This is a genomic window from Providencia rustigianii DSM 4541, assembly GCF_000156395.1.
Taxonomy (GTDB): Bacteria; Pseudomonadota; Gammaproteobacteria; order Enterobacterales; family Enterobacteriaceae; genus Providencia; species Providencia rustigianii.
In genome coordinates this window covers 622,374-645,649 of the sequence record NZ_GG703818.1, presented here as the reverse complement: position 1 = coordinate 645,649, position 23,276 = coordinate 622,374, and the positions used below count along the sequence as shown (strand labels likewise).

At 39.6% G+C, this 23,276-nt stretch carries 22 protein-coding genes; 10 read left to right on the top strand and 12 right to left on the bottom strand.

Translation table 11 applies throughout. The features are described from left to right. Positions 1 to 49 precede the first annotated feature (49 nt). Together PROVRUST_RS08055 and PROVRUST_RS08050 are read left to right on the top strand one after the other, a co-directional pair. On the top strand, positions 50 to 1,300 hold the full coding sequence (locus PROVRUST_RS08055) for a hypothetical protein (protein ID WP_006814275.1): 1,251 nt from the start codon (positions 50 to 52) through the stop codon (positions 1,298 to 1,300). Further along, positions 1,300 to 2,430: a hypothetical protein gene (locus tag PROVRUST_RS08050; RefSeq protein ID WP_006814274.1), complete on the top strand. Its 1,131-nt coding sequence runs from the start codon at positions 1,300 to 1,302 to the stop codon at positions 2,428 to 2,430. Before PROVRUST_RS08055 ends, PROVRUST_RS08050 begins: the two co-directional genes overlap by 1 nt. A gap of 52 nt (positions 2,431 to 2,482) precedes the next feature. Here the strand turns inward: PROVRUST_RS08050 and PROVRUST_RS08045 are convergent, their stop codons facing one another. After that, positions 2,483 to 3,775, bottom strand: coding sequence for an MFS transporter (locus PROVRUST_RS08045; RefSeq protein WP_006814273.1), 1,293 nt, complete (start codon positions 3,773 to 3,775; stop codon positions 2,483 to 2,485). A gap of 245 nt (positions 3,776 to 4,020) precedes the next feature. Between PROVRUST_RS08045 and PROVRUST_RS08040 the strand changes: the two genes are divergently transcribed. From PROVRUST_RS08040 to PROVRUST_RS08015, 6 genes are all read left to right on the top strand, one after another. Then, positions 4,021 to 4,377 carry a YcgJ family protein gene (locus PROVRUST_RS08040; RefSeq protein ID WP_006814272.1) on the top strand — a complete coding sequence of 119 codons (357 nt, stop codon included), beginning with the start codon at positions 4,021 to 4,023 and terminating at the stop codon, positions 4,375 to 4,377. A gap of 382 nt (positions 4,378 to 4,759) precedes the next feature. Then, a complete protein-coding gene (locus tag PROVRUST_RS08035) occupies positions 4,760 to 5,434 on the top strand; it encodes a CsgG/HfaB family protein (RefSeq protein WP_006814271.1) in 675 nt (224 codons plus the stop codon). Between the two features lie 6 nt (positions 5,435 to 5,440). After that, positions 5,441 to 5,797 (top strand): DUF4810 domain-containing protein, encoded by a 357-nt coding sequence (locus PROVRUST_RS08030; RefSeq protein ID WP_006814270.1) that lies wholly within the window; start codon positions 5,441 to 5,443, stop codon positions 5,795 to 5,797. Then, complete coding sequence (locus PROVRUST_RS08025) at positions 5,794 to 6,450, top strand: DUF799 domain-containing protein (protein WP_006814269.1); 657 nt, start codon at positions 5,794 to 5,796, stop codon at positions 6,448 to 6,450. Before PROVRUST_RS08030 ends, PROVRUST_RS08025 begins: the two co-directional genes overlap by 4 nt. A gap of 535 nt (positions 6,451 to 6,985) precedes the next feature. Continuing rightward, positions 6,986 to 8,389, top strand: a complete 1,404-nt coding sequence (locus PROVRUST_RS08020; protein ID WP_006814268.1) for a tryptophanase — start codon at positions 6,986 to 6,988, stop codon at positions 8,387 to 8,389. Positions 8,390 to 8,538: 149 nt separating this feature from the next. After that, a complete protein-coding gene (locus tag PROVRUST_RS08015) occupies positions 8,539 to 9,705 on the top strand; it encodes an aromatic amino acid transporter (protein WP_230083566.1) in 1,167 nt (388 codons plus the stop codon). A gap of 75 nt (positions 9,706 to 9,780) precedes the next feature. On the opposite strand, the gene PROVRUST_RS08010 is transcribed toward PROVRUST_RS08015, so the two are convergent. Then, on the bottom strand, positions 9,781 to 10,218 hold the full coding sequence (locus tag PROVRUST_RS08010) for a DUF411 domain-containing protein (RefSeq protein WP_006814266.1): 438 nt from the start codon (positions 10,216 to 10,218) through the stop codon (positions 9,781 to 9,783). 439 nt (positions 10,219 to 10,657) lie between these two features. Between PROVRUST_RS08010 and PROVRUST_RS08005 the strand changes: the two genes are divergently transcribed. Further along, on the top strand, positions 10,658 to 12,238 hold the full coding sequence (locus tag PROVRUST_RS08005) for a methyl-accepting chemotaxis protein (RefSeq protein ID WP_006814264.1): 1,581 nt from the start codon (positions 10,658 to 10,660) through the stop codon (positions 12,236 to 12,238). A 302-nt stretch (positions 12,239 to 12,540) separates the two neighbouring features. Then, entirely contained in the window at positions 12,541 to 13,236 is a 696-nt protein-coding gene (locus tag PROVRUST_RS08000; protein ID WP_006814263.1) for a tryptophan 2,3-dioxygenase family protein, read from the top strand. Between the two features lie 112 nt (positions 13,237 to 13,348). On the opposite strand, the gene PROVRUST_RS07995 is transcribed toward PROVRUST_RS08000, so the two are convergent. The 10 genes from PROVRUST_RS07995 to accB form a co-directional block, all read right to left on the bottom strand. Then, entirely contained in the window at positions 13,349 to 14,569 is a 1,221-nt protein-coding gene (locus PROVRUST_RS07995) for an ATP-grasp domain-containing protein (RefSeq protein WP_006814262.1), read from the bottom strand. Further along, positions 14,541 to 15,707 carry an MFS transporter gene (locus PROVRUST_RS07990; protein ID WP_223844722.1) on the bottom strand — a complete coding sequence of 389 codons (1,167 nt, stop codon included), beginning with the start codon at positions 15,705 to 15,707 and terminating at the stop codon, positions 14,541 to 14,543. The genes PROVRUST_RS07995 and PROVRUST_RS07990 overlap by 29 nt, the downstream gene beginning before the upstream one ends. Position 15,708: 1 nt before the next feature. Beyond that, positions 15,709 to 16,731: a threonine aldolase family protein gene (locus tag PROVRUST_RS07985; RefSeq protein ID WP_006814260.1), complete on the bottom strand. Its 1,023-nt coding sequence runs from the start codon at positions 16,729 to 16,731 to the stop codon at positions 15,709 to 15,711. Between the two features lie 306 nt (positions 16,732 to 17,037). After that, positions 17,038 to 17,334, bottom strand: coding sequence for a DNA-binding transcriptional regulator Fis (gene fis / locus PROVRUST_RS07980; RefSeq protein ID WP_004258438.1), 297 nt, complete (start codon positions 17,332 to 17,334; stop codon positions 17,038 to 17,040). A 14-nt stretch (positions 17,335 to 17,348) separates the two neighbouring features. Then, positions 17,349 to 18,326: a tRNA dihydrouridine synthase DusB gene (gene dusB / locus PROVRUST_RS07975; protein WP_039854958.1), complete on the bottom strand. Its 978-nt coding sequence runs from the start codon at positions 18,324 to 18,326 to the stop codon at positions 17,349 to 17,351. A gap of 330 nt (positions 18,327 to 18,656) precedes the next feature. Further along, positions 18,657 to 19,541, bottom strand: a complete 885-nt coding sequence (gene prmA / locus PROVRUST_RS07970) for a 50S ribosomal protein L11 methyltransferase (protein ID WP_006814258.1) — start codon at positions 19,539 to 19,541, stop codon at positions 18,657 to 18,659. 23 nt (positions 19,542 to 19,564) lie between these two features. Further along, complete coding sequence (panF, locus tag PROVRUST_RS07965; RefSeq protein ID WP_006814257.1) at positions 19,565 to 21,019, bottom strand: sodium/pantothenate symporter; 1,455 nt, start codon at positions 21,017 to 21,019, stop codon at positions 19,565 to 19,567. Next, positions 21,009 to 21,251, bottom strand: coding sequence for a DUF997 family protein (locus tag PROVRUST_RS07960; protein WP_006814256.1), 243 nt, complete (start codon positions 21,249 to 21,251; stop codon positions 21,009 to 21,011). Before PROVRUST_RS07960 ends, panF begins: the two co-directional genes overlap by 11 nt. A gap of 177 nt (positions 21,252 to 21,428) precedes the next feature. After that, positions 21,429 to 22,775, bottom strand: a complete 1,347-nt coding sequence (gene accC / locus PROVRUST_RS07955) for an acetyl-CoA carboxylase biotin carboxylase subunit (RefSeq protein WP_006814255.1) — start codon at positions 22,773 to 22,775, stop codon at positions 21,429 to 21,431. 12 nt (positions 22,776 to 22,787) lie between these two features. Continuing rightward, positions 22,788 to 23,258, bottom strand: coding sequence for an acetyl-CoA carboxylase biotin carboxyl carrier protein (accB, locus tag PROVRUST_RS07950; protein WP_006814254.1), 471 nt, complete (start codon positions 23,256 to 23,258; stop codon positions 22,788 to 22,790). Positions 23,259 to 23,276: the final 18 nt, after the last annotated feature.

The window sequence follows — 23,276 nt, the reverse complement described above, 5'->3', positions numbered from 1 at the left end:
TTTATTTATTATCATAATATTAAATTAACTATAACAAATAGGCATCTTAATGGGTGTTCAATATTTTCACGTTAAGCTTGTTCAGTGCGATTACCAAAATGTAACTCCCGTGGGCATGGTGAGGTTAATTGCCTCGGATAAAGTGTTCTTTTTCAATGCTGAAGATTTTGAAAACAGCCAAATATTTTTGGAACGATTGAATAAAGACGACACTTTGATTATTTCTGCTGAACAGCTGAATGATGGGAGCTATTGGCTGAAATGGGTTTACCATCCCGAGCATGGACGTTTGGAACCCGATAGAAACCTTAAATTCGACAAAGGGTTAGTAAAACAGTACCTGCTATCATTTGGGCTTGTTGCCCTCTTTATCCCTGCGTTCTTTTGCGTGTTTAATGACGAAGAGAGTACATGGTTAATTGTTTTAGGGTCATTATTAGCAATGGCGGCTTTTGTGGGAGGCGTTCTGCTGTTTATGTGTATTTCACAAACTTTCACTATTTTTAGCCGAAAACGAAAAACCATCTTACGTGCATTAGATTTAGTGATAGCGGGCAAGTTTCAGGTAAATTCTGGTGAAAATCTGATTCAGATTGAGGGAATTAAAAACCCGCATTCCAAACCGCTCAAAATAGATCATCGAAAGCAGAAGCCTATCCCTGAAACCTCGTTACAGGTGACAAAAGGCAAAGTGAATCTTAAGAGTATCAAGACGATTGAATATTATTATCGCGGGGGCACATACACTCGCAATGAAATAGAGCTTCAAGTGAATAAAAGCCATTTGAATCTCAAGTTAGATGCCTCAAAGCCTTTCTTTAATAACCACAGTTTTTTTCTCGCTCAAGGGGATGAGGTAGAGGTCTATCACTCCAAAGTTGAAAATGGGTTTCCCGATAGCGTCGTATTTGGCATGTATAACCACCAAGATGATTTAGCTTATACGCTGTCTGCTCGAGGTATGGCGCAAGAACGTGGGCTGTATCTAGCGTTATGGGGGATCACCGGCATTATTTTGGCGCTATTTTTGGCAATGTTTGGCGCGATGGCGATTAGCGATGTTGTCGATCGAGGAAGCCACTGGGATTATTGGGATTGGCTGTACTTGCTCGATAATGACCTAATATTTATTGGTTTTGCCAGCTCGATAACCCTCGGTATCAGTTTTTTAATTGCCCTTGGTATGGCGGCTTATTATCGGTTTTCGAAACGGGGTAATGGCTATTACCAAACCCAAGCTATCTTGAGCTTATTACGATGCCAACAAGGTAAAGATGCTTATGTCATGGAGGTACGTTAATGAATCCATTTCTAAGTTGGCGTTTTCTGGTGACAGGTGCCGTTTTCTTGGTGTGTTTAGGCTCAACATTGATGCTGGTATTTGGTGGGAATGATACGTCATGGCAGTGGAAAGATAATAGCCAAGAGAACAATGCTTATATTGCAGATTATGATTACGCCAAAACTTACCCTGCAAAAGGCGGCACGCTGATTATTGCGCAGAAAAATGGCCGCTCATCCTACTATTACAATCGATCCGATTTGTTTTCGCCTGCACAGAAAGATAGTTATCAGGTGTTATTTGCCAATAAAGATGGTGTGCATTTTATCACGCAATTTAGCGACAGTTTTTATAACGCGGTGTGTGAAGACTCCCAGTGCCTTTTAATGGTGCGCGATGGGCATCGGACGGTGAATTTAGCGGACAATTCGATCACTGTGCTAACGCCCTGGAAAGACGGGTATGGTGAATACATTTATGCGGCAATTACCGGGAAAATGTACCAAAGTGGTCAGGGGGAGCCTTATGTCCTGATCGACAACCAAAAAATCTTCACCAGCGCGGATAAAGGGCTTACGTGGCAATATTTGATGGATCCCCGCGAACTCGTGAGGCGCTTTTATCCCGAAGAAATCGCGGATAATTCAACATTTTCTTATGCAGTCCATGATGGCAATGTAATTGTGTGGTACAGCTACGGTAATGAAATGGGGTCTCTTGAAGTGGTGGTGAACATCGCTCAGAAAAACGTGGTGAGCCATCGATGGTTGCCTATTCGTATTAATGAGGCGGTTCAGAATCAGAAAGGGGATATTTATCTGGCGGCTCAAGAGCCTTCTCGCCGATTATTTTCCCTTTATCAGTATCAAGACGGGAATTTTCAGCTGATCAAGGAAGCAGGTTATAACCATCTGCAAGATATGGTTATCTGGGACGATGGCTTGCTAGTGATGGAATCAGCGAGAAGTGGACAGAAATATTTGATATTAGATTTTGCCAGCAATCAATTGCACCGGCGTTCAGAGTTAGAGTGGTATCAAAAATTATACATTCCTGAATTATATGGGTTCATTGAATTACCAAGCAATTACAGTGATTCTCCAGAGTTGACCGCAGGCGAGAAGTTGCATTACCGTCTGGCGTATTAATTTCAAAAGCAAATAAGGGCGATAAGCCCCTATTTGCTAACTAGCCAGCTATCTATGGGCGGGTACGAGGCAGTAAAAAGACGGCGATAGCCGCAATCACGGCGACAATGGAGAATGCAATAAAATTCCAGCTAGTTGCAATGCCTAGGCTGGCAATATAAGCACCAAACATGGGGCCCGACATCGCGCCAATGCGTGAGAAACTCAGCGCCCATCCGGTTGCTGAAGCTCGAGCCTTGGATGGATAATAGTTGGCAATATAGCCCGTTAGGATTAATGCCGCTGAAATACTCCCGACACCGGCGAAAGCGACGAGGACATAGTTCACATAGATATTTTGTTTGAATACCATACAGCCAATCCCGATAGCCCCGAGTAAAAAGAAAAAGGCAACAGAACCGCGAACACCATATTTATCTGCAATTTTTCCTAAGAATAACCCGCCTAACGCAGACGCTAAACTGAACACAATTAAGAATGTCAGGCTAGAACCGAGGTTATATCCCTCTTTTCTCATAATCGATGGCAGCCAGGTATTTAAACCATAAACCAGTAGCATCCCACAGAATAGAGCAATCCAGAAACACGTCGTGGCTCGTAAATGGTTCCATGCAAAGACCACAGAGACAATCTGTTTTAGACTTTGTGGTTGATGCTTCTGCTGCTCAGGAGGTGCTTGATAATCCATGTCCAATTTTTGCGCGAGCTGTTTTGCTTCGGTATGAAGCCCTTTATGAGAGAGATATTCGAGGGATTCTGGCAGGAGTCGAGCCATTGGCCAGATCAGTAATAAAGGTAAAGCACCAAAGCCGATGACACTGCGCCAACCAAAGTGCTCAAGTAGCCACATGGCAACCGCGGCAGCACTTAAAATACCTAAAGAATACCCCGAGTACATGATGCCATAGTTGAATGATCGTTTTTCCGCGGGGGAGTATTCGATGGTGAGCGCTGCGGCTACGGGGATAACGCCACCAAGCCCAATACCACCGATAAAACGCATTAAACCAAAGAACCACGGTGTCGGTGCAAGAGCGGCAGCTAACATAGTTATTGAGAATAATGTCACACAGGCTAACAGCATACGACGACGACCATATAGTTCGCTCAGCGTGCCAATAATAAATGCGCCAAAAAACATACCAACCAGTGCATAACTGCTTAGCGCGCCTAATTCTAACGGACTGAGATCCCATTGTTTGTATTCTGCGAGGGTTGGCAGTACTGCGCCCATGACGCCTACGTCATAGCCTTCGAATAAGATACTCATCCAACAAATAAACAGTACCTTTGAAGTCGTTTTCGTTGAGCCGAATGAGGTTATTGCGGCTGTCTCTATTGTCATATTTCACTCTCTTATTTGGAGTATTATTGCAGGTGTTTTTTTATTGTTTAAATTGCCACCCACTACACTTATCTTTTCTACGGGAAAGCACAATCCGTTATGTTAATGAAAGGTTAAAATTGTGCAGGATTTGGATATTGTTTGCAGTAAAGATGAGATGGCTAGAAATTCATGGAATTAAAATGGGTTTTTATAGTCAAATCTGACGTTATCATTACGGTTATTACTCAGCTTGAAGGTGCCATATGAATTTAAACGTTATCTCAGTATTTGGACTCGCGATTGCACTATCTCCCATGCTGGCCAATGCTAAAACAGCGCCAGTATTAACATCACCAGAAAAAAATGTGTTATGCGATAAGTTTGTGTGTGTCAGTGGGAAAGAGGGCGTTTCTGTTGAGCTAACTCAGAAATATTTAGGTAGCAAGCAAGCCAAGGCGATTCAAAATGCGGGGGATTTTGATAAAACCGCCGTGACGTTTGCGAATGGTATTTTTTGCGATGTGAATGAGCAAAAGTGCCATGTGGATCGCTATTTTGAAGCGGATGGAAAAAGAAGTGCAATATCTGACAAATATACTAAAAAGTTATTTGGAAAATAAACATTAAGCATATTCAAATTGAGATAGAAACCACATAGAGACTATTGAATTATGTGGTTTCTATTGAGTAAATCGTTAGAGTGGTTAAATTTTACTCTTATCTAATTCAATTGAGATTATTCTCAAATATTCTTTAACGTAATGAACGAATAGCGTTACTTTTTTGTTATATTAAAAATAGACTAATCCTAAATAAATGAAATTAGATTAAATTATTTCATTGTGTTTAATTTATTCATAAATAAAGTATAAATATAAATATCTTAAACACATTCAAATTATCTCAGTGAGAGTGCTATTTGAACTGGAGTAATTTCTGCTATTGATGCAAAATAAAAAAGTAATAAATAATATAAATATGAAGTCTAATTGAGAGTGCTAAATGAATATATCTAAAATAAGTATTGCGTCTGTTTTTGTTGCAAGTGCATTAATAAGTGGTTGTGCTAGTGAGTCATCACGCTCGTTAGCGGTAGAGAAAGTCGCTACCTATAATACGAATTACTCTGGTCCTAAAAGCCCAATATCAATAGGAAAATTTGATAATCGTTCTAGTTATATGAATGGTATTTTTTCTGATGGCGTTGATCGTTTGGGTAATCAGTCAAAAACTATTCTGACAACACATTTGCAACAAACTGGGCGATTCAATGTATTAGACCGTACTAATATGCAGGAATTAAAAGAAGAAGCCGGAATTAAAGGTCAGACCCAACAATTAAAAGGGGCGACTTATGTTATTACTGGAGATGTCACTGAGTTTGGACGCAAAGAAGTCGGCGACCGCCAACTCTTTGGTATTTTAGGCCGCGGTAAATCACAAATAGCCTATGCCAAAGTAAATTTAAACGTTGTTAATGTTCAAACATCGGAAGTTGTATTCTCTGCTCAAGGTGCAGGGGAATATGAACTCTCTAACAGAGAGGTGATTGGCTTCGGTGGTACTGCAAGTTATGACTCTACTTTGAATGGTAAAGTTTTAGACTTAGCGATTAGGGAAGCGGTAAATAACTTAGTATCAGGCATTGAAAGTGGTACTTGGCAGCCTGCAAAATAAGGGAATATGATGAAAACTAAATTATTGCTCATTATCGCAAGTGCTATTTTATTAAATGGCTGTGCTAATGAACCAAAGCCGATATATAACTGGGATGGCTATCAAACAACGGTATATCAATATTACCAGCAAACTGAAACTAGCCCGCAAGAACAAATTGAAGTACTGAAAAAAAATATTGAGACAAGTAAAGCCAAAGGGCTCGCAGTCGCCCCAGGTTTACATGCGCATTTAGGATTACTGTATTCAACAACAGGTGCGATTGATTCAGCGATGGCTGAATTTAAAACAGAAAAAGCGTTGTATCCAGAATCTGCCGCTTACATGGATTTTCTAATGAAAAATAAAGGGAAAATAAAATGAAACGCTTAATGATTATGAGTAGTTTAATTATGGCGTGGCTGCTGGCTGGGTGTGCGCAACCAACTAAAGTAGATTACAGTGCATTTAAGCAAAGTAAGCCTAAAAGTATTTTGGTTTTATTGCCTCAAAATAGTACGCCTGAAGTACAAGCTAGCCATGGGTTATTAGCCCAAACAACCCTGCCATTAGCAGAAGCGGGTTATTATGTTTTCCCTGTTGCTGTTGTTGAAGAAACTTTCAAACAAAATGGGATGACAAACGCGGGTGATATTCAGGCGGTTCCTCCTGCAAAATTACGTGAAATTTTTGGTAATGATGCCATCTTGTATTTGAGCATTACTGAATATGGAACTAGCTATCAGGTCATTGCAAGTGATACCCGAGTCACGGCGAGTGCCAAATTAGTTGATGCGCGCACAGGCGCTTTACTCTGGAGTGGGTCGGCGACGGCATCAAGTACAGAAGGTAACTCATCATCTAATGGTATTGTCGGTATCTTAGTCTCTGCCGTTGTTAACCAAATCGCAGATACAATGACTGATAAGAGTTATGGCATTGCGGGCATTACGAGCGTGAGATTGTTATCTGCTGGTAAGCCGAATGGCATTCTGTATGGGCCAAGATCACCAAAATATGGCAAAGATGCCGAATAATTGTTAATCATTATTTTAATAAGTAAAGCCATTGTATCTGGCTTTACTTATATTTATTCCAACCTAAGTTAAATAGTCTTTTAGTTTTAGATGATTAAAGATTTTATTACGTAGAATTATTTCAATATAAAAACACTAATAATTAACTATTGTATAATAGCTAATAAACTTAATTAATATATAAATACTGTGATGCTAATCATAATGCGTAGGGGGATTTGATTCATTCTGTGATAGAGATACAAATAATAGACAATTACGATTAATTTTATCTGATAATTGTTATATACCATACTCATGGTTGTACTAATTCCTTGCTGATAGGAGTAATAGTATGTTCTTGTTAAGTGAGTCCCTCAAATCTAGGCATTTCTTCTATATGAAGAAATGGTTCAATGTTGACATTTCTTTAGCCTTTTTCTTTCCAAATAAATAACCTTTCTTTTTTCTCTCTCAAAAGACTTATTCGCTTATTTTTATAAGTTCGAATTGCTATTTTATTTTTATTATTTGATTAAAAATTAAAGGTATTATCATGGCTAAAAGAATCGTAGAACCGTTCCGCATTAAAATGGTAGAAAACATCCGTATTCCATCAAGAGAAGAACGTGAAGCTGCATTGAAAGAAGCAGGTTATAACCCATTCCTATTACCAAGTAGCGCGGTCTATATTGACTTACTGACTGACTCCGGTACTAACGCAATGAGTGACCGCCAATGGGCAGCGATGATCACGGGTGATGAGGCTTATGCCGGTTCTCGTAACTATTATGATTTGAAAGATAAAGTCAAAGAGATGTTTGACTATGACTATGTGATCCCAGCTCACCAAGGTCGTGGTGCGGAAAATATGTTGTTCCCTGTTTTACTCAAAGTAAAACAAGAGCAAGGTGGTGGGAAAAAGCCAGTATTTATTTCTAACTTCCACTTTGATACTACCGCTGCTCACGTTGAATTAAATGGTTGTAAAGCAATTAACATCGTTACCGAAAAAGCCTATGACTCAGAAACTTATGATGATTGGAAAGGTAACTTTGATATCCAAAAATTAAAAGATAATATTGCAAAACATGGTGCTGAAAACGTGGTTGCTATCGTTTCCACAGTAACGTGTAACAGTGCTGGTGGCCAGCCAGTCGCAATGGATAATTTGAAAGAAGTGTATGAAATTGCAAAACAACATAATATTTTTGTTGTTATGGACTCTGCTCGTTTCTGTGAAAACGCCTATTTCATTAAAGAGCGTGACCCTAAATATAAAAACGCGACGATCAAAGAAGTTATTCTGGATATGTACAAATATGCTGACGCATTAACCATGTCAGCGAAAAAAGACCCACTATTAAATATTGGTGGTCTGGTTGCGATTAGAAATGATGAAAAAATCTTTACCTTAGCAAGACAGCGTTGCGTACCAATGGAAGGCTTCGTAACTTATGGCGGTTTAGCCGGTCGTGATATGGCGGCAATGGTGCAAGGTTTAGAAGAAGGTGCTGGGGAAGATTATCTGCATTATCGTATCGGTCAAGTGAAGTATTTGGGCGATCGTTTACGTGAAGGCGGCATTCCGATTCAATATCCTACCGGTGGACATGCGGTATTCGTTGACTGTAAAAAATTGGTTCCGCAGATCCCTGGTGATCAATTCCCAGCTCAAGCAGTGATAAATGCATTGTATTTAGAGTCAGGGGTTCGTGCTGTTGAAATCGGTTCATTCTTATTAGGTCGTGACCCTGAAACAGGTAAACAAAAACATGCGGATATGGAGTTCATGCGTTTAACCATCGCAAGACGTGTTTATACCAACGACCATATGGATTATATTGCAGATGCTCTGATTGGCTTAAAAGATAAATTTGCCACACTGAAAGGCTTAGATTTCGAATATGAGCCACCAGTATTGAGACACTTTACTGCAAGATTAAAACCTATCAAATAATAAGTCGCTCTGTGGGTTCCCGTGCAATGCGGGAACCTTATCCCTTATTTCGTAAGGTGAACAACAACATGAACAATTCGATAGCCAAGAAAGAACCCTCCATTATGGTAGGGGGTTTTGTGCTAGGCGGTGCAATGATAGGGGCGGGTATGTTTAGCTTGCCAACTATTATGGCAGGAGCTTGGTTTATTAACTCGATTGTAATATTACTGATTGTTTGTTTTTTTATGTTTCATTCAGGGATTTATATTTTAGAATGCATTTCTAAATATGGAGCAGGCACTAACTACTTTTATATATCTAAAGAATTATTACCTAAGTGGGCTTGCTATGTAGCCAATGCAGCATTGATATTTGTTTTATATATATTGATATACGCCTATATTTCTGCGGCTGGATCAGTGATAAAAGAAGCTTCAGCAATATATGGATTTAAAGTTAATTTAAATATTGTATTTATTTGTTTTACCTTAGTATTAGGTGCCAGTATTTGGTGGAGCGGAATAGCAGCTAGTCGCTTAACTTCACTGTTCTTATTTATTAAAATTGTTTTGTTTATTCTTGCATTTTCAGGGCTATTTTTAATTGTCAAAACTGATTTATTATTGAAATCTCCAGTCGGAGATAGTCAGTTATCTTTGTTACCATTTGTCTTTATTATTATTCCTTATGCGATTACATCGTTTGGGTATCATGGAAACGTCTGTAGTTTGTATAAGTTGTACCATGAAAATGAAAGAAAGGTTGTGAAAAGCTGCGTGATTGGCTGCGTGTTGGCATTAGTACTCTACTTCCTTTGGATATTGGGAACGATGGGTAATTTACCAAGAACGGAGTTTTTAACTATTATCAATAAAGGGGGGAATCTTGATGCATTCATTGAATCTCTGTATGCAGTATTAAGTAGCCCTCATATTGCAACCTTCCTATTATGGTTTTCTATCAGTGCAGTATTTTGTTCTTTCTTAGGTGTGGCAATTGGCTTATTTGATTACATTCTTGCCTCTTTAAATCTTAACGATAATTCATCAGGCAGAATGAAAGCTGCACTATTATGTTTCTTACCACCACTGATTTTGTGCATGTTATTTCCTAATGGCTTTTTAATTGCGATTGCTTATGCGGGAATGGCAGCCTGTATCTGGGCAATTATTTGTCCAGCAGTTATGGCACTAAAAGTGAGAGAGCGCTTCCCTGAATCACGGTTTAAAGTCTGGGGAGGCAAGGGGCTAATCTATGCCGTTATAGCCTTTGGTGTAGTTGGCATTATTTGTCAGTTGTTAGCGCAGTTTAATTTGTTACCGATATACCGTTAATTTTTCAAATCTCGTTGTAAAAATAACTGTCAAAGGTACAGCAGGGTTTGCTGTACCTTTTTTTAGGAGAAAGGATTAATAGGTTTGGAAAACGGCTTGGCTGCCATCCTTTTTAAAACTCATTACAGAATAAGGTTGTTTAAATCCACTAGGCTGTTCCATGCCTAAACTACCAGCAGGCATACCGCCTACCGCGATACCTACAACATCAGCAGGAAGTGTGCTTATTTTTGCTAAACTATCGAGTGGCACATGCCCAACGATCAATTTCCCATTAATTTTAGCGGTATGGCAGCTACGTAAAGACAGCGGTAAGTTAGCTTCTTGGTTAATCTTATCGATTTCTTCGTAAGAGACATCATTCACTTTGACATCATATCCTGCTGCTTTAACAGCTTCCCCCCAAAGATGGCAGCAGCCACAATTTTCATCTTTATATAGCTCAATCGTATTGATCGCTGCCATCGATGAGAAAGAGGTGGCTAGCAGGGCGGTTAATAATAGCTTTTTCATAAGTTACCTATCACTCCAGAGAAATTAAATAATGTCCATTCCATGTGGGTGGAAATGGCAATCTATCAATATAACAGCAGGTTATTTTTGCAGTTTTTCTAATATTTAGTTGTCTTAATACGCTAGCTACCATATAGCTTCCTGTAGGGGGAAGCTCAAGAGAGAAAACAGATTTTTGCTTTAATTTACAGAAACTGATGTTTGGGATACCAATCACAAACTGGGTAGTTTGTTTAAGTGGAATTAATTTGCTGTGTATCTTAAAGCAAATAAAAAAGAGTGTTTAAAAATCAAACACTAAGCCATATTTAAAGTAAGGGTATTGTGAGGGATTTATTCAATAAAAAGAGAAAGAAGTGATTGTAAATTATTAAAATTTTTCGTTATGAAGCCGATAAATTAAACAATTACCATTTTATCTCACCAAAAGAGAAATTCCATGCAGAAACTCCGTAACTATTCAATACGTGCTGTGATGCTCGTACTGTTAGGCATTCTATGTCTAAATTTAGGTGGAATCAGTCTATTTACCGGCTGGTCCCTTTCCCGTATTTCCGATGGTATTCATGTTGACCGGCAATTGGTAAAACAGATGACCGTACTGAGTCAGGGAAATGACCAGTATTTTCGTTTTGTTACCCGTTTAACCCGAGTCATGGAAACTAAAAATGAAGGAAAAGAGGGTGACTATACCCTAGTTAAAGACGCGTTGGTTAACATGGAGAAATATCTGGAAGAAATGAAATCTATTTCTCCGGGGCCCATGGATAAAGAGATTGCAGACCAAGTGATTAATTCATGGCAGGCGTTACTTGATGAGGGCGTGAAACCTCAACTGGCTATCTCTATGGGAGATGATAAAAATGCCTATCTTGCCCATGCACATAATGTGACCCCTGTTTTAAGTCGTGCTTTTGGCTCTGCTATCACTCAATTCAATCAAAGCGCCGATGTTATGATTGAACACACGCGGGAGACAGTTGATGGGCTAATGAGCATCACTCGTATTGTTATTGTCGTTGCTGCCATTTTTGGTTTATTCATTCTGATTTTTACAGACCGCTATCTGGTTCATATGATGCAGCGACCATTGGATAGGATCCGCCAGTATTTTACGCAAATTGCCAAAGGAGATCTGAGCCAACCAATAGAACCTTTTGGGCGTAACTGTGCTGGGCGTTTATTTCCATTATTAGATGAGATGCAAAATAGTTTACGCGAGGCTGTACTCACTATTCGCAATGGCAGTGAAAGTATTTATCGAGGCGCGACAGAAATTTCTAATGGGAATAGTGATTTATCATCAAGAACGGAGCAACAGGCTGCAGCGTTAGAAGAAACGGCTGCGAGTATGGAAGAGATCACCGCCGCAGTACAGCTCAATGTTGAAAATACCCATCAAGCGAATCAGCTGGCAGCAGATGCATTTGTGGTGGCGAATCAAGGGGATTCTATCGTTGAGTCGGTTGTGAGCACTATGGGCGAAATTTCGCAAAGTTCGAAGAAGATTTCAGACATTATTAGCATGATGAATGATATCAGTTTTCAAACCAATATCTTGGCATTAAATGCCTCGATTGAAGCCGCGAGAGCTGGGGTTCATGGTCGCGGGTTTATGGTGGTTGCCGCCGAGGTTCGTAAGTTGGCCAGTCATAGTGCCGATGCCGCAATGGAAATTGAAAAATTGATTGCCGAGTCGAGTACATGTGTAGAAAAAGGGACGCATTTAGTTCATGAAATGGGTTCAACGATGACCAATATTCTGCAAGGTATTAATCAAGTGACCGCAATTATGAAGCAGATCACGACGGCTTCAGAAGAACAGAGTAAAGGTATTGCTCAAGTCGGTGTTGCTATCACTCAGATGGACAGTGTGACGCAGCAGAACGCATCTTTAGTTGAACAAGTTGCCACGGCCGCTAGCTCTTTAGAGCACCAAACTGAAGAGTTACAACAGTCGGTGAGTAAGTTTCAGCTAACGAGTGATACCCGAGTGTTAGCTGAACCTAAAGTTGCCTAATTGAGCAAGATTGATTGAGTCACAATTAAAAATAAAAACTCAGTATAGGCTTAGGGCTTATATTGGGTTTTCTTGGGTTACCATCAGAGTTTTTAATGCTTTATTTTATTCTTAAATTTAAGGTTCCAATAATTTATTTTTTGATTTTTATACGTGTTTATTAGCTAGTGTTAAACTTTATTATGATGCTTAAATTAATATTTAAAATTTAATTGATTTTTTTTGCTATTGTTATTCTGGCTATATTAATTATAAATCAGTGATTTTTTATTCTATAAGCTAAATTATTATAAGGACTAACTATGAATAAAAATTATTCTAAATCATTACTTTCAGGTGATGGGAATAATGATTATGAAAAATATATAAAATCAAAAATATTGTTATCTTTGCAAAAAAATAGTGAACAATGGTTAGACCGCGATGAGTTGCTATTTCAAATAACCCACCAATCTACAGAGTTATGGCTAAAACTGCATAATGAGGAGCTCAAAGAAGCCTTAAATCAGCTAAAAGATATGAAGCTATCAAAAGTGATCGCATTAGTCACACGTGCTCTTGAGTGTATTCGTTTAATAATCGGACAACTCGAAATTTTAACATTTATGACCCCTTGGGATTTTTTAAAAATTCGCCCTGCATTTGGAAATGGTTCAGGAATGGAATCACCGGGCTGGAAAAATTTAGGTATACAAGGACGATTTCTAGCCGAGCAATTTGAACAATATATAAAAGAAAATGAAATTGATCTTATACAGATATATATTCATCAAGCACACAGTGAATTATATAATCTATGTGAGATTTTGGTTCAATGGGATGACATGATATCGACATGGAGAGTTCGTCATTATAAAATTGCAGTTAGAACCCTTGGGCATGGAAGTATTGGGACTAAGGGTGATAATCTAGATAAACTTTCTGAAAAATTAAATATAAAGTATTTTCCTAGGTTATGGGAGTTAAGAGCTAGGCTTACAGAAATTTCAACAAATTAATATTATTATTTATCCAAATAAATTTCAGCTAACGGGAAATAAAAACTGTTAGCTGAAGATAAAGTCGATAAATGTTCGAATACGGAATAAAAATTTAGTATAGGCTTAGGGTTTATATTGGTTTTTCTTGGTATTGAATTTCTACGCTTTTTAACCATTTTTCTGCGAATTGAGCGGCTAACTCAGCTTCTTGAGCTTCAGTGATGACATAGCCGAGACGGCTGTAACTGTCTTTTAGTGCATTAACTTGTATTGGTGTTGGTACAAAATTGAATAATAAAGGCGTCGAGGATAATGAATTGACTTGGATCTTTGTTATAACGCCTAATTTTTCGGAGGTTAAAAAACGAATTGCAGTATATTTAGGAACATGATGCCGCGGTGGTGTATACGCCATGTTTTTGACATGCAAAGAAAGATAACATTCGATTAAATCGAAGCCTGTAGCTCTTTCACAAAGCTTATCAATCATCCCTCCGGCGACTCGAGGGTTAATTTCAATCAGTTTTATATCATTGTTATGCAGCTTAAATTCAACATGGGCGACGGTATGGGATAAATTAACGTGAGTTAGCCAGAGAATAACCGTCTGTATTATCTTTGCAGATAATGGTGATTCATAAGGGAAGTCATGACCAATTTCGACGGAATATTTTCCTGATGTCGTATATTTTTTTGTGATCCCTAAAATTTGCCAGCACGCTAATGTTGTGTCCCAATAAGCCTCTGCGCTATATTCATCACCTTCAATAAACTCTTCAACGAGATAGGTTGACGAAAGTTTATATCCTCGATGATTCGTTCTGAATTCGGTTAATTCTTTTATAGCTAAATCGAGATCTTCCATTGAATGGCAAACCGTCACTTTACTGCTGCCACTGTCATCACAAGGTTTAACGACTAAAGGAAAACACATTTTTGAGATATCTAATGTGTTATTGATATTACACACTTTATAGCGACAATTGGCATCAAGGTGATGTAGCTGCTGTCGAGTTTGATGTTTATATCGACAAGTTGCAAGTGAAGTTAAGTTTGGTGCAGGCAGCCCTAGAGCATGGGATACAGCGGCAGCATTGATGAGTCGGTAGTCATCAAAAGCCACGATACCATGGGTATCAAGCTCCATTGCATGACTAAGAATGGAGGCAATACAGTCTGTATTTAGCTCAACGAGGGTATCAACATAGAGCGTTGGGTTATCTGCTAATAGGTTATAAAAATCATTTTCTTTAGTAAAAAGTACAGTGTGATACCCTCTTTCTTTGGCTATCTTAATGGCCCTGACGCCAGTGCCTGAGATATTACATTCCAGAAATATGATGGTTTTCATGTTGTTTCCTCATGCTGATAATATATTCAATTCCAAATAAGAGAATCAGTAGTGAAAGCAATGTCACTGGGATAAAAATATGTATTTGATCTTGATTAGCGATAATCCCGACATATGCCCCAAAGGATTCTGCGAGCCCCCAAAAGAAAATACAGATCGAAAGTGACAATTTTTGGTTGTTAAATGGGCACTTTTCAATCGCGAGGCTATTGTTGTATGGACTCCAAATGAGCTCGCTGAAGGTAAATAAGATGATGAGTAAATAGATTTGCATCAATGCACTAAAGTTTAGAAATAACAACAGTGCCGCTATTAAGATTATGCTAAATTTATAAATAATGGATTGGGTAATTTTTATTTGTTTATCAATTAATTGCGTGATTTTTATTTGGAGGGATATGATCATGAACGCATTCAAAATAAACAAATAAGAGACACTAATATAGTCTCTAGCACCTTGATAATTTATTTCAAATAAGTAAGCCAGATTTCGAAAAACTAAGCCCAACATAAAAAAGGGAATAGCGCTATAACCCAAAAAAATGATCCATTCAAAAAAACTAACAGCGATTTTGTTTTGTTGGTTTTGGGCTGGTTTAGCGTGTTTTACATCAATTATGGTTAGTGAGTATAGAGCAGCAAAAAACATGATGCCGGCAGGGAGAAAGATCACTCCAGAATAAAAACTATTATAAAACCACTCGCCTACTGCACCACCCACAGCAGATGAAATATTGACTATGACATTTAATAACGAAAAATTTTTCACTCTATCAGAGTGACTGTTACTTTCAGCGATGAATAAACTACAACAGACATTAGCAATAGAAAACCCTGCACCGATAAAAGCAGTTGATAAAAATATAAAGTAAAAATTTGAAATGAAATAGATAGAAAGAATCGATAAACAAGAAATTAAGTAACTTAAAAACAGTGTTGTTTTATAGTTCAGATAGCTAATAATAAAGTGTGTGAAAAGAGAAAAGGCTCGGCTAATGAATAAGAATGTAAATATAATAATAGCAATATGGCTCTCGTTTATATTTTTATAATGAAGAAGGTATAAAGAAAAAAATGGAAGGAAACTGTAAAATGAGATACCCGATAAAAATCGAGTTTTCATGATTTTATTTATCATATTAAAAAAATTCTATTTTTTGAAATAGGGAGTCTATCTGCATTATCATAGACTCTGAAATATTACTGCTAGTAACAAAACGTACAATATCGGATGTCCAAGCAGTCGATAATATTCCATGGCTTTTTAGTGAGTGCACAAAATTATTTGCATCTTGAGTTTTTACCATGACAATATTGGTTTCCACAGGGTAAGCTAATTGAAAATACTTTGATGCAATAGACGCAAGATGAACCGCATTTTTATGGTCAGTGCGTAGCCTTGATTCATAATGCTCAAGTTTATTTAAGGCAATCGCCGCCAGTAACCCTGATTGGTGTAATGCTCCGCCGTACCACTTTCTGAAGCGTTTCGCTTTTTCTATATGATGTTTTTCGCCCACTAGCACTGACCCAAATGGCGCCCCAATGCCTTTTGACAAGCAGATATTGAGAAGGTCAACATCTTTAACATATTCCTGTGGAGGGATACCAAGAGAGATGCAGCTATTTAATACTCGCGCACCATCCAAAAATAGTGACATATTTTTTTCAATGCATAGCTGCTTGAGTTTTTTTATTTCGGCTAATGGGAATGTGATTCCACCGTAGGTACTTATGCTGCTTTCTATCGCTATGATTTTGGGCGAGGCGTATAAATTGGACCAACGGGCCTTATTATTAATAGCTTGAATAACGTCTTTTTCAGTTAAAATACCATTTTTAGTTTTAACATTATTAATAATTAAACCACTGAGTATCGAAGTTTGGGCTGATTCAAAAAAACAAATATGGTAGCCAACTTCAGTAATAACTTCATCGCCTAAAGAGGATAAAACTTTTAAACCAATTTGATTGCTCATCGTACCGGATGGCATAAATAAGGCACTTTCTTTATTAAAAAGTTGAGAGATATAAGATTCTAATTCTTTCACGTAAATATCTTCATTGTAACAATCATCACTAATATAATTGTAATTTATATTATTCAAGTCTTCTTTATTTATTCTTGTCAGCGTATCACTTCTTAAATCAATAGTTATCATTCAAATCCTTTTAATTTCCATGGCCAATTTTTATTGGTGAGTGTAATAAGATTTTTGAATTTATAAATCTAGCTGGAAAATAGCAAGGGTTAAAAAATAGGATTTTATTAATTGTGATGATGCTCATGAATAAAGCATAGGATTAAAATAAGATTGATTTATTTGTAAAATAAATAATTATCGTATTAGAAAGGCGAGTGATTATTTCGAAGGAACGACATAGGGGGTGAGGTAATCATTAAGTACAAAAAAGCCCTTTCTAACATCAGAAAGGGCTTCTAAAAACACTGCATTAACCGACTAGGATTAGTTCATGCCGTATTTTTTCAGTTTCTTACGCAGAGTTCCGCGGTTGATACCCATCATTAGGGCTGCACGGGTCTGGTTTCCACGGGTATATTGCATAACCATGTCCAACAAAGGCTGTTCTACTTCAGCCAATACTAGCTCATATAAATCGTTAACATCTTGGTTATTTAATTGAGCAAAATAGTTCTTCAGTGCTTGCTTAACTGAATCACGCAACGGTTTTTGTGTTACTTGATCTTGTGAATTTACAGTTGCAACGGTTAGTACGTCAGAATTTACGCGTTGTTCGAACATAGTTCTGTCAGCTCTTATCTTTTAATTACGCAAAAATTTTCAAAAAATGCTTCCAACACCTCCAGCTGTTCGCTGGCATCCTCAATGGCGTTGAAGGAGCGCCTAAACTGGTCATCAGGTGCATGTTCTTGTAAGTACCAAGAAACATGTTTGCGCGCTATACGGGCTCCCTTGCCTTGACCATAAAAGTCGTGCAATTCCCGTACATGCCCTAACATAGTGCTTTTCACCTCTGCCATAGGCATTGGTGGCAATATTTCACCTGTGTCCAGATAATGCTGGATTTCCCGAAAGATCCAGGGTCTTCCCTGAGCTGCTCTGCCTACCATCAAGGCATCCGCCCCTGTGTAGTCTAAAACAGCTCTGGCTTTTAGCGGGTCAGTAATGTCGCCATTGGCAATAACCGGAATGGAAACAGTCTGCTTAACTGCCCGAATATTGTCATATTCAGCTTCACCATTAAATAAACAGGCTCTAGTTCTGCCATGAATGGTGAGAGCTTGAATGCCACAATCTTCGGCCAACTTGGCAATCTCTATGCAGTTACGCTCTTCAGGTGACCAGCCTGTGCGGATTTTCAGTGTTACTGGAACATCCACAGATTTTACAACGGTCTCTAGGATTGATTTAACAATCTCCGGATAACGCAGTAATGCTGAGCCTGCAAGCTTACGATTCACTTTCTTAGCTGGGCAACCCATATTGATATCAATGATTTGAGCGCCGCTCTCAACGTTAATTTGAGCTGCTGCGGCCATTTCATCAGGATCATTGCCAGCTATTTGAACGGAACGCACCCCGAGTTCATCACGGTGAACCATTCTGAGCTTAGATTTGTCTGTCTTCCATACTTGAGGATTAGAAGAAAGCATCTCCGATACTGTCATTCCAGCACCCATCGCATAACAGAGAGTCCTAAAAGGTTTATCTGTAATGCCTGCCATGGGGGCAGCAATAAGACAGTTTCTCAACTGATATTGTCCGATTCGCATAACTAAAATGGGGGCCATACTGTGACTGCAAGGGCGCGTATATTACGCATTTTTTACGAGATATGAAAGGACAAACTTTGAGCAAACGCGTATTTATCACTAACTTTTTTATCTTGATTTTTTAAAAATCATGAAATTAGTGTTATTTAACAATCCGTTAGATGGTTTCTAACAGCAAATCATTAAAAGAACGATTACTTTGATTATTGCCTGTTCAGTTCTCGAGCAGAACAGATTACCATCAATTGCTGAGCAATATTTGAGCTATAAGATAATCCATTCCGCAATTAATTACAAAGAAATTATTCTTCGATTTTTATCGCAAACCCTTTAAAAATGCTTGACACCAGTGATCCGGCACCATTCATCTTTCTCTGCGACAGGGTCAATTTCGAAGTCAGCACGATAAGCATCCGCCACACTTTCAGCTTGTGTCGCCAGAACACCAGAAAGGCCTAATAATCCCCCAGCACGAGGTAGAACACTAATCATTGGAGCCAGTTCGCGTAATGGGCCAGCAAGGATGTTAGCAACCACCACATCGGCTTGTAAGTCTTGAGGTTGGTCTTTCGCTAGATAGAGGGATAAACGCTCTGAGACGCCGTTACGTTCAGCATTATCTCGACTTGCGGTTATCGCTTGAGGATCAATATCGATCCCGATGGCATGGGCGGCACCTAATTTTAGTGCGGCAATGGCCAAAATACCGGATCCACAGCCAAAGTCGATCACGGTTTTACCTTCAAGATCAATCCCATCAAGCCATTCAAGACACAAAGATGTTGTTGGGTGGGTACCAGTACCGAATGCCAATCCCGGATCTAGCATCACGTTGACGGCGGTTGGGTCTGGTACATCGCGCCAGCTTGGGCAGATCCATAAACGTTGACCAAAACGCATTGGGTGGAAGTTATCCATCCATTCACGTTCCCAGTCTTTATCTTCAATCTGTTCAATTTTATGAACGAAACCTGCACCCAGCAAAGGACTATTTTCTAGCTGTGCTATCACGAGTTTCATGTCAGTTTCAGCATCATACAGCGCAATAACATCGGTATCGCCCCATAAACGTGTTTCGCCCGGTAGTGGCTCAAATACTGGGGTGTCATGGCTATCTTGAAAAGTAACAGAAACAGCGCCGGTTTCCATTAATTCATCGCCAAGTGCTTCTGCATTGCTTGCATTTGAATTTAGTCTGATTTGTATCCAAGGCATATTCGTTTCTCTTATCTTAAATTCTAATTTGTTGATAGTTCATTTGCTGCCGATTGTACGGGGTTTTTACCAAAAAGGTTACCCACCAAAAATGCAGCTAAACTGAGGAGCAGCGACGGAACGATGGCGTGGAAGCCCATAATTTCAATCTTGAATGAGGCGAAAATGGCGTAGCAAACGCCGCCTACGATCATTCCACTCAAGGCGCCTGTTCCATTGGCTTTTTCCCAATACAGTCCTAGGACTAATGGCCAGAGGAATACCGCCTCTAAACCACCAAAGGCTAATAAATTTAACCAGATGATCATCTGTGGTGGGTTCCAAGCGGCAATCAGCAATAACGCTCCTAAAATTAAGGTTGAGAAACTGGAAATACGCGCCAGTCTTTTCTCATTAGTAATCTGTTTAGGCACCGTATTGAGATAAATATCTTTCACAATCGTTGCTGATGACTGCAATAACTGGGCGTTAATGGTCGACATGATAGCGGCCATTGGGGCCGCTAAGAAAATACCCGCAGCAAATGGTGGCAATACTTGTACCATTAAGGTTGGGATTACTTGGTCAGGAATAGTTAAATCCGGCAATATTGCGCGACCTAAAGCCCCCGCAAAGTGCATACCAAACATCAAGATTGCCATGACGATGGTGCCCAAGATAATTCCTTTATGGACAGCTTTACTGTCTTTGTACGAAATACAACGTACCGCAGTATGGGGCAAGCCAATTACGCCGAAACAGACTAAAACCCAAAATGACGCTAAGAATGGACCACTTAATATGTCGTCAGCACCTTCTGGAGAAACCAATTTTGGATCAATGGAATGCAGTTTTTCTACGGCAGCAGGTAATCCTCCTGCATGATAGATAATGGCGACTAATAAAATTACGGTACCCAGCAGCATAACTAGCCCTTGGAGGGCATCGTTCAGCACACTGGCACGGAAACCACCAATGGCGGTATACAGTGCAATTGAGATACCAAAAATGAGCAGCCCATACGTGTAAGGAATGCCTGCGGCGGTTTCTAATAACCGCGCACCACCGATAAATTGCACAGTCATCGCCCCAAAGAAAGCGATCAATAAGCTGACACTGGCAAACCAGACTAAAAAGCGGCTTTGATAGCGGGCATATAGCATGTCATTTAAGGTAACGGCATTATAACGTCGTGCCAAAATTGCGAATTTTTTACCTAGAACGCCGAGGGAAAGCCAAATTGCAGGTAACTGGATCATGGAGAGAAGCACCCAGCCTAGCCCGTATTTGTATGCAGCTCCCGGTCCGCCAATAAATGAACTGGCGCTGATATAGGTTGCCGTAATGGTCATGGCGAGCACAAAGCCGCCCATGGAACGGTTACCTAAGAAATACTCGTTAAGAAACTCCCCTTTAGTGCGTTTTTTGTACGCATAGAGTGAAAGGAGAAAGACGAGGATGAGATAACCAATTAAGGGTAGGAGAACTTCAGTCTGCATCTTTCTCCTCCAGAGGGATATCTTTGAAAATGAGTTTAACCATCATGATGCACAGTAAAATAAAAATGATGGGAAGAATCAGACATGACCATTCAAACCATAATGGTAGTCCAGTAACACCAATGGCATTACTGGGTAAGTAAGCACTGATTATCCAGCCGATCATATAGGCAATTGTGAGATACAGTGCCCAGCGAGCTTCCCTGTTTGATTGAAGAAAACGTTTATCCATCCGTTTTTCCTCCTCATGGTGACAAAAATAATCGGGGATTGTACGACAATCTAATGATTGAGTGTGAAAAATAGCGAAACAAAAGCAATAATCTGATGAATTCAAAACAAAAAAATACCGGAAATGTACTTTCCGGTATTCATGTTTTTTGATGATAAATCTCAATGATTCAAGTAATTATTCTTGAATACCGAGTTTTTTCTCCAAATAGTGGATGTTAGTCCCACCTTTGGCGAAGTTTTCATCATTCATGATCATTTGTTGCAGTTCGATATTGGTTTTAATGCCATCGATGATCAGCTCGTTCAGCGCATTCTTCATACGAGCAATAGCGATTTCACGAGTTTCACCGTAGGTGATTAATTTACCAATCATGGAATCATAGTACGGAGGTACAGTGTAGCCCGCGTAAATATGTGATTCCCAACGAACACCGAAGCCACCTGGAGAGTGGAAACGGGTGATTTTACCTGGACTTGGCAGAAATGTGTTCGCGTCTTCTGCGTTGATACGACATTCAATCGCATGACCGTGAACATTGATTTGATCCTGAGTCACAGACAGGGGTAATCCAGATGCAACACGCAGTTGTTCTTTGATTAAGTCAATGCCAGTGATCATTTCTGTTACTGGATGCTCAACCTGAATACGGGTATTCATTTCAATGAAATAAAATTCACCGTTTTCATATAAGAACTCAAAGGTACCTGCACCACGGTAACCAATTTCAATACATGCGTTGGCACAGCGCTCACCGATATTACGGCGAATTTCCGGTGTAATTCCCGGTGCTGGTGCCTCTTCAACCACTTTTTGGTGGCGACGTTGCATTGAACAGTCACGCTCTGCTAAGTAGACCGCATGGCCTTGACCATCGGCCATGACTTGAATTTCAACGTGACGTGGGTTTTCAAGGTATTTCTCCATGTAAACCATGTCATTGTTGAATGCGGCTTTTGCTTCAGCGCGAGTCAGGTTAATCGATGATTCTAAATCTTTTGCATTGCGAACGACGCGCATACCACGACCACCACCACCACCAGATGCTTTGATGATGACAGGGAAACCGATGCGTTTAGCAATTTCTTTGTTTTTTTCTGTGTCGTTGCCTAATGGGCCGTCAGAACCCGGTACGCAAGGAACACCGGCTTTTTTCATCGCGCTAATTGCCGAAACTTTGTCACCCATTAGGCGGATAGTTTCAGCTCTTGGGCCGATAAAAATAAAGCCTGATTGCTCTACTTGTTCTGCAAAATCCGCATTTTCAGACAGGAAGCCGTATCCTGGGTGAATAGCTTGTGCGCCTGAAATTTCAGCCGCCGCAATGATTGCTGGAACATTTAAGTAGCTTTTGGCTGATGCTGCTGGACCGATGCAGATTGTTTCATCTGCCAGCAACACGTGTTTTAAATCTCTATCTGCCGTGGAGTGAACCGCAACAGTTTTAATGCCGAGTTCTTTACATGCACGCAGAATACGCAGTGCAATTTCCCCACGGTTCGCGATAACAATTTTTTCCAACATGGAAACGCCTCGTTATTCGATGACAACTAATGGCTCGTCAAATTCTATTGCATCACCGTTTTGCAACAAAATAGCTTTAACAACACCAGCTTTATCTGCTTCGATTTGGTTCATCATTTTCATCGCTTCAACGATGCAAAGAGGATCACCAACATTCACTGTTTGACCAACTTCAACGAATGGTTTGGCTTCTGGGCTCGGAGAACGGTAGAAAGTACCAACCATTGGTGAGCGAACTTGGTGACCAGAAACTGCCGCTGTAGCGACTGGTGTTACAGCATCTTGTGCAGGCGCAACGGCATTAGATAATGCGGGTTGTTGTGCAGTAGGTGCTGAGTAAAACTGCTGAGGAGCGGCCATCATTTGAGGCGCTGCTGACATGCGACTGATACGTACTGACTCTTCACCTTCAGAAATTTCCAGTTCAGAAATGCCAGACTCTTCAACTAGCTCGATCAGCTTTTTAATCTTACGAATATCCATGGATATGATTCCGTACTC

Excerpts from the sequence above, each read along its gene's own strand:
- accB (WP_006814254.1), bottom strand. The coding sequence starts at position 23,258 with ATGGATATTCGTAAGATTAAAAAGCTGATCGAGCTAGTTGAAGAGTCT.
- PROVRUST_RS08015 (WP_230083566.1), top strand. The coding sequence starts at position 8,539 with ATGTTTAGCTTGCCAACTATTATGGCAGGAGCTTGGTTTATTAACTCG.
- PROVRUST_RS08055 (WP_006814275.1), top strand. The coding sequence starts at position 50 with ATGGGTGTTCAATATTTTCACGTTAAGCTTGTTCAGTGCGATTACCAA.
- PROVRUST_RS08020 (WP_006814268.1), top strand. The coding sequence starts at position 6,986 with ATGGCTAAAAGAATCGTAGAACCGTTCCGCATTAAAATGGTAGAAAAC.
- PROVRUST_RS08025 (WP_006814269.1), top strand. The coding sequence starts at position 5,794 with ATGAAACGCTTAATGATTATGAGTAGTTTAATTATGGCGTGGCTGCTG.
- PROVRUST_RS07995 (WP_006814262.1), bottom strand. The coding sequence starts at position 14,569 with ATGAAAACCATCATATTTCTGGAATGTAATATCTCAGGCACTGGCGTC.
- PROVRUST_RS08000 (WP_006814263.1), top strand. The coding sequence starts at position 12,541 with ATGAATAAAAATTATTCTAAATCATTACTTTCAGGTGATGGGAATAAT.
- PROVRUST_RS07985 (WP_006814260.1), bottom strand. The coding sequence starts at position 16,731 with ATGATAACTATTGATTTAAGAAGTGATACGCTGACAAGAATAAATAAA.
- PROVRUST_RS08040 (WP_006814272.1), top strand. The coding sequence starts at position 4,021 with ATGAATTTAAACGTTATCTCAGTATTTGGACTCGCGATTGCACTATCT.
- PROVRUST_RS07990 (WP_223844722.1), bottom strand. The coding sequence starts at position 15,707 with ATGATAAATAAAATCATGAAAACTCGATTTTTATCGGGTATCTCATTT.
- prmA (WP_006814258.1), bottom strand. The coding sequence starts at position 19,541 with ATGCCTTGGATACAAATCAGACTAAATTCAAATGCAAGCAATGCAGAA.
- dusB (WP_039854958.1), bottom strand. The coding sequence starts at position 18,326 with ATGCGAATCGGACAATATCAGTTGAGAAACTGTCTTATTGCTGCCCCC.
- PROVRUST_RS08045 (WP_006814273.1), bottom strand. The coding sequence starts at position 3,775 with ATGACAATAGAGACAGCCGCAATAACCTCATTCGGCTCAACGAAAACG.
- PROVRUST_RS08005 (WP_006814264.1), top strand. The coding sequence starts at position 10,658 with ATGCAGAAACTCCGTAACTATTCAATACGTGCTGTGATGCTCGTACTG.
- accC (WP_006814255.1), bottom strand. The coding sequence starts at position 22,775 with ATGTTGGAAAAAATTGTTATCGCGAACCGTGGGGAAATTGCACTGCGT.
- PROVRUST_RS07960 (WP_006814256.1), bottom strand. The coding sequence starts at position 21,251 with ATGGATAAACGTTTTCTTCAATCAAACAGGGAAGCTCGCTGGGCACTG.
- PROVRUST_RS08035 (WP_006814271.1), top strand. The coding sequence starts at position 4,760 with ATGAATATATCTAAAATAAGTATTGCGTCTGTTTTTGTTGCAAGTGCA.
- PROVRUST_RS08050 (WP_006814274.1), top strand. The coding sequence starts at position 1,300 with ATGAATCCATTTCTAAGTTGGCGTTTTCTGGTGACAGGTGCCGTTTTC.
- panF (WP_006814257.1), bottom strand. The coding sequence starts at position 21,019 with ATGCAGACTGAAGTTCTCCTACCCTTAATTGGTTATCTCATCCTCGTC.
- PROVRUST_RS08030 (WP_006814270.1), top strand. The coding sequence starts at position 5,441 with ATGATGAAAACTAAATTATTGCTCATTATCGCAAGTGCTATTTTATTA.
- PROVRUST_RS08010 (WP_006814266.1), bottom strand. The coding sequence starts at position 10,218 with ATGAAAAAGCTATTATTAACCGCCCTGCTAGCCACCTCTTTCTCATCG.
- fis (WP_004258438.1), bottom strand. The coding sequence starts at position 17,334 with ATGTTCGAACAACGCGTAAATTCTGACGTACTAACCGTTGCAACTGTA.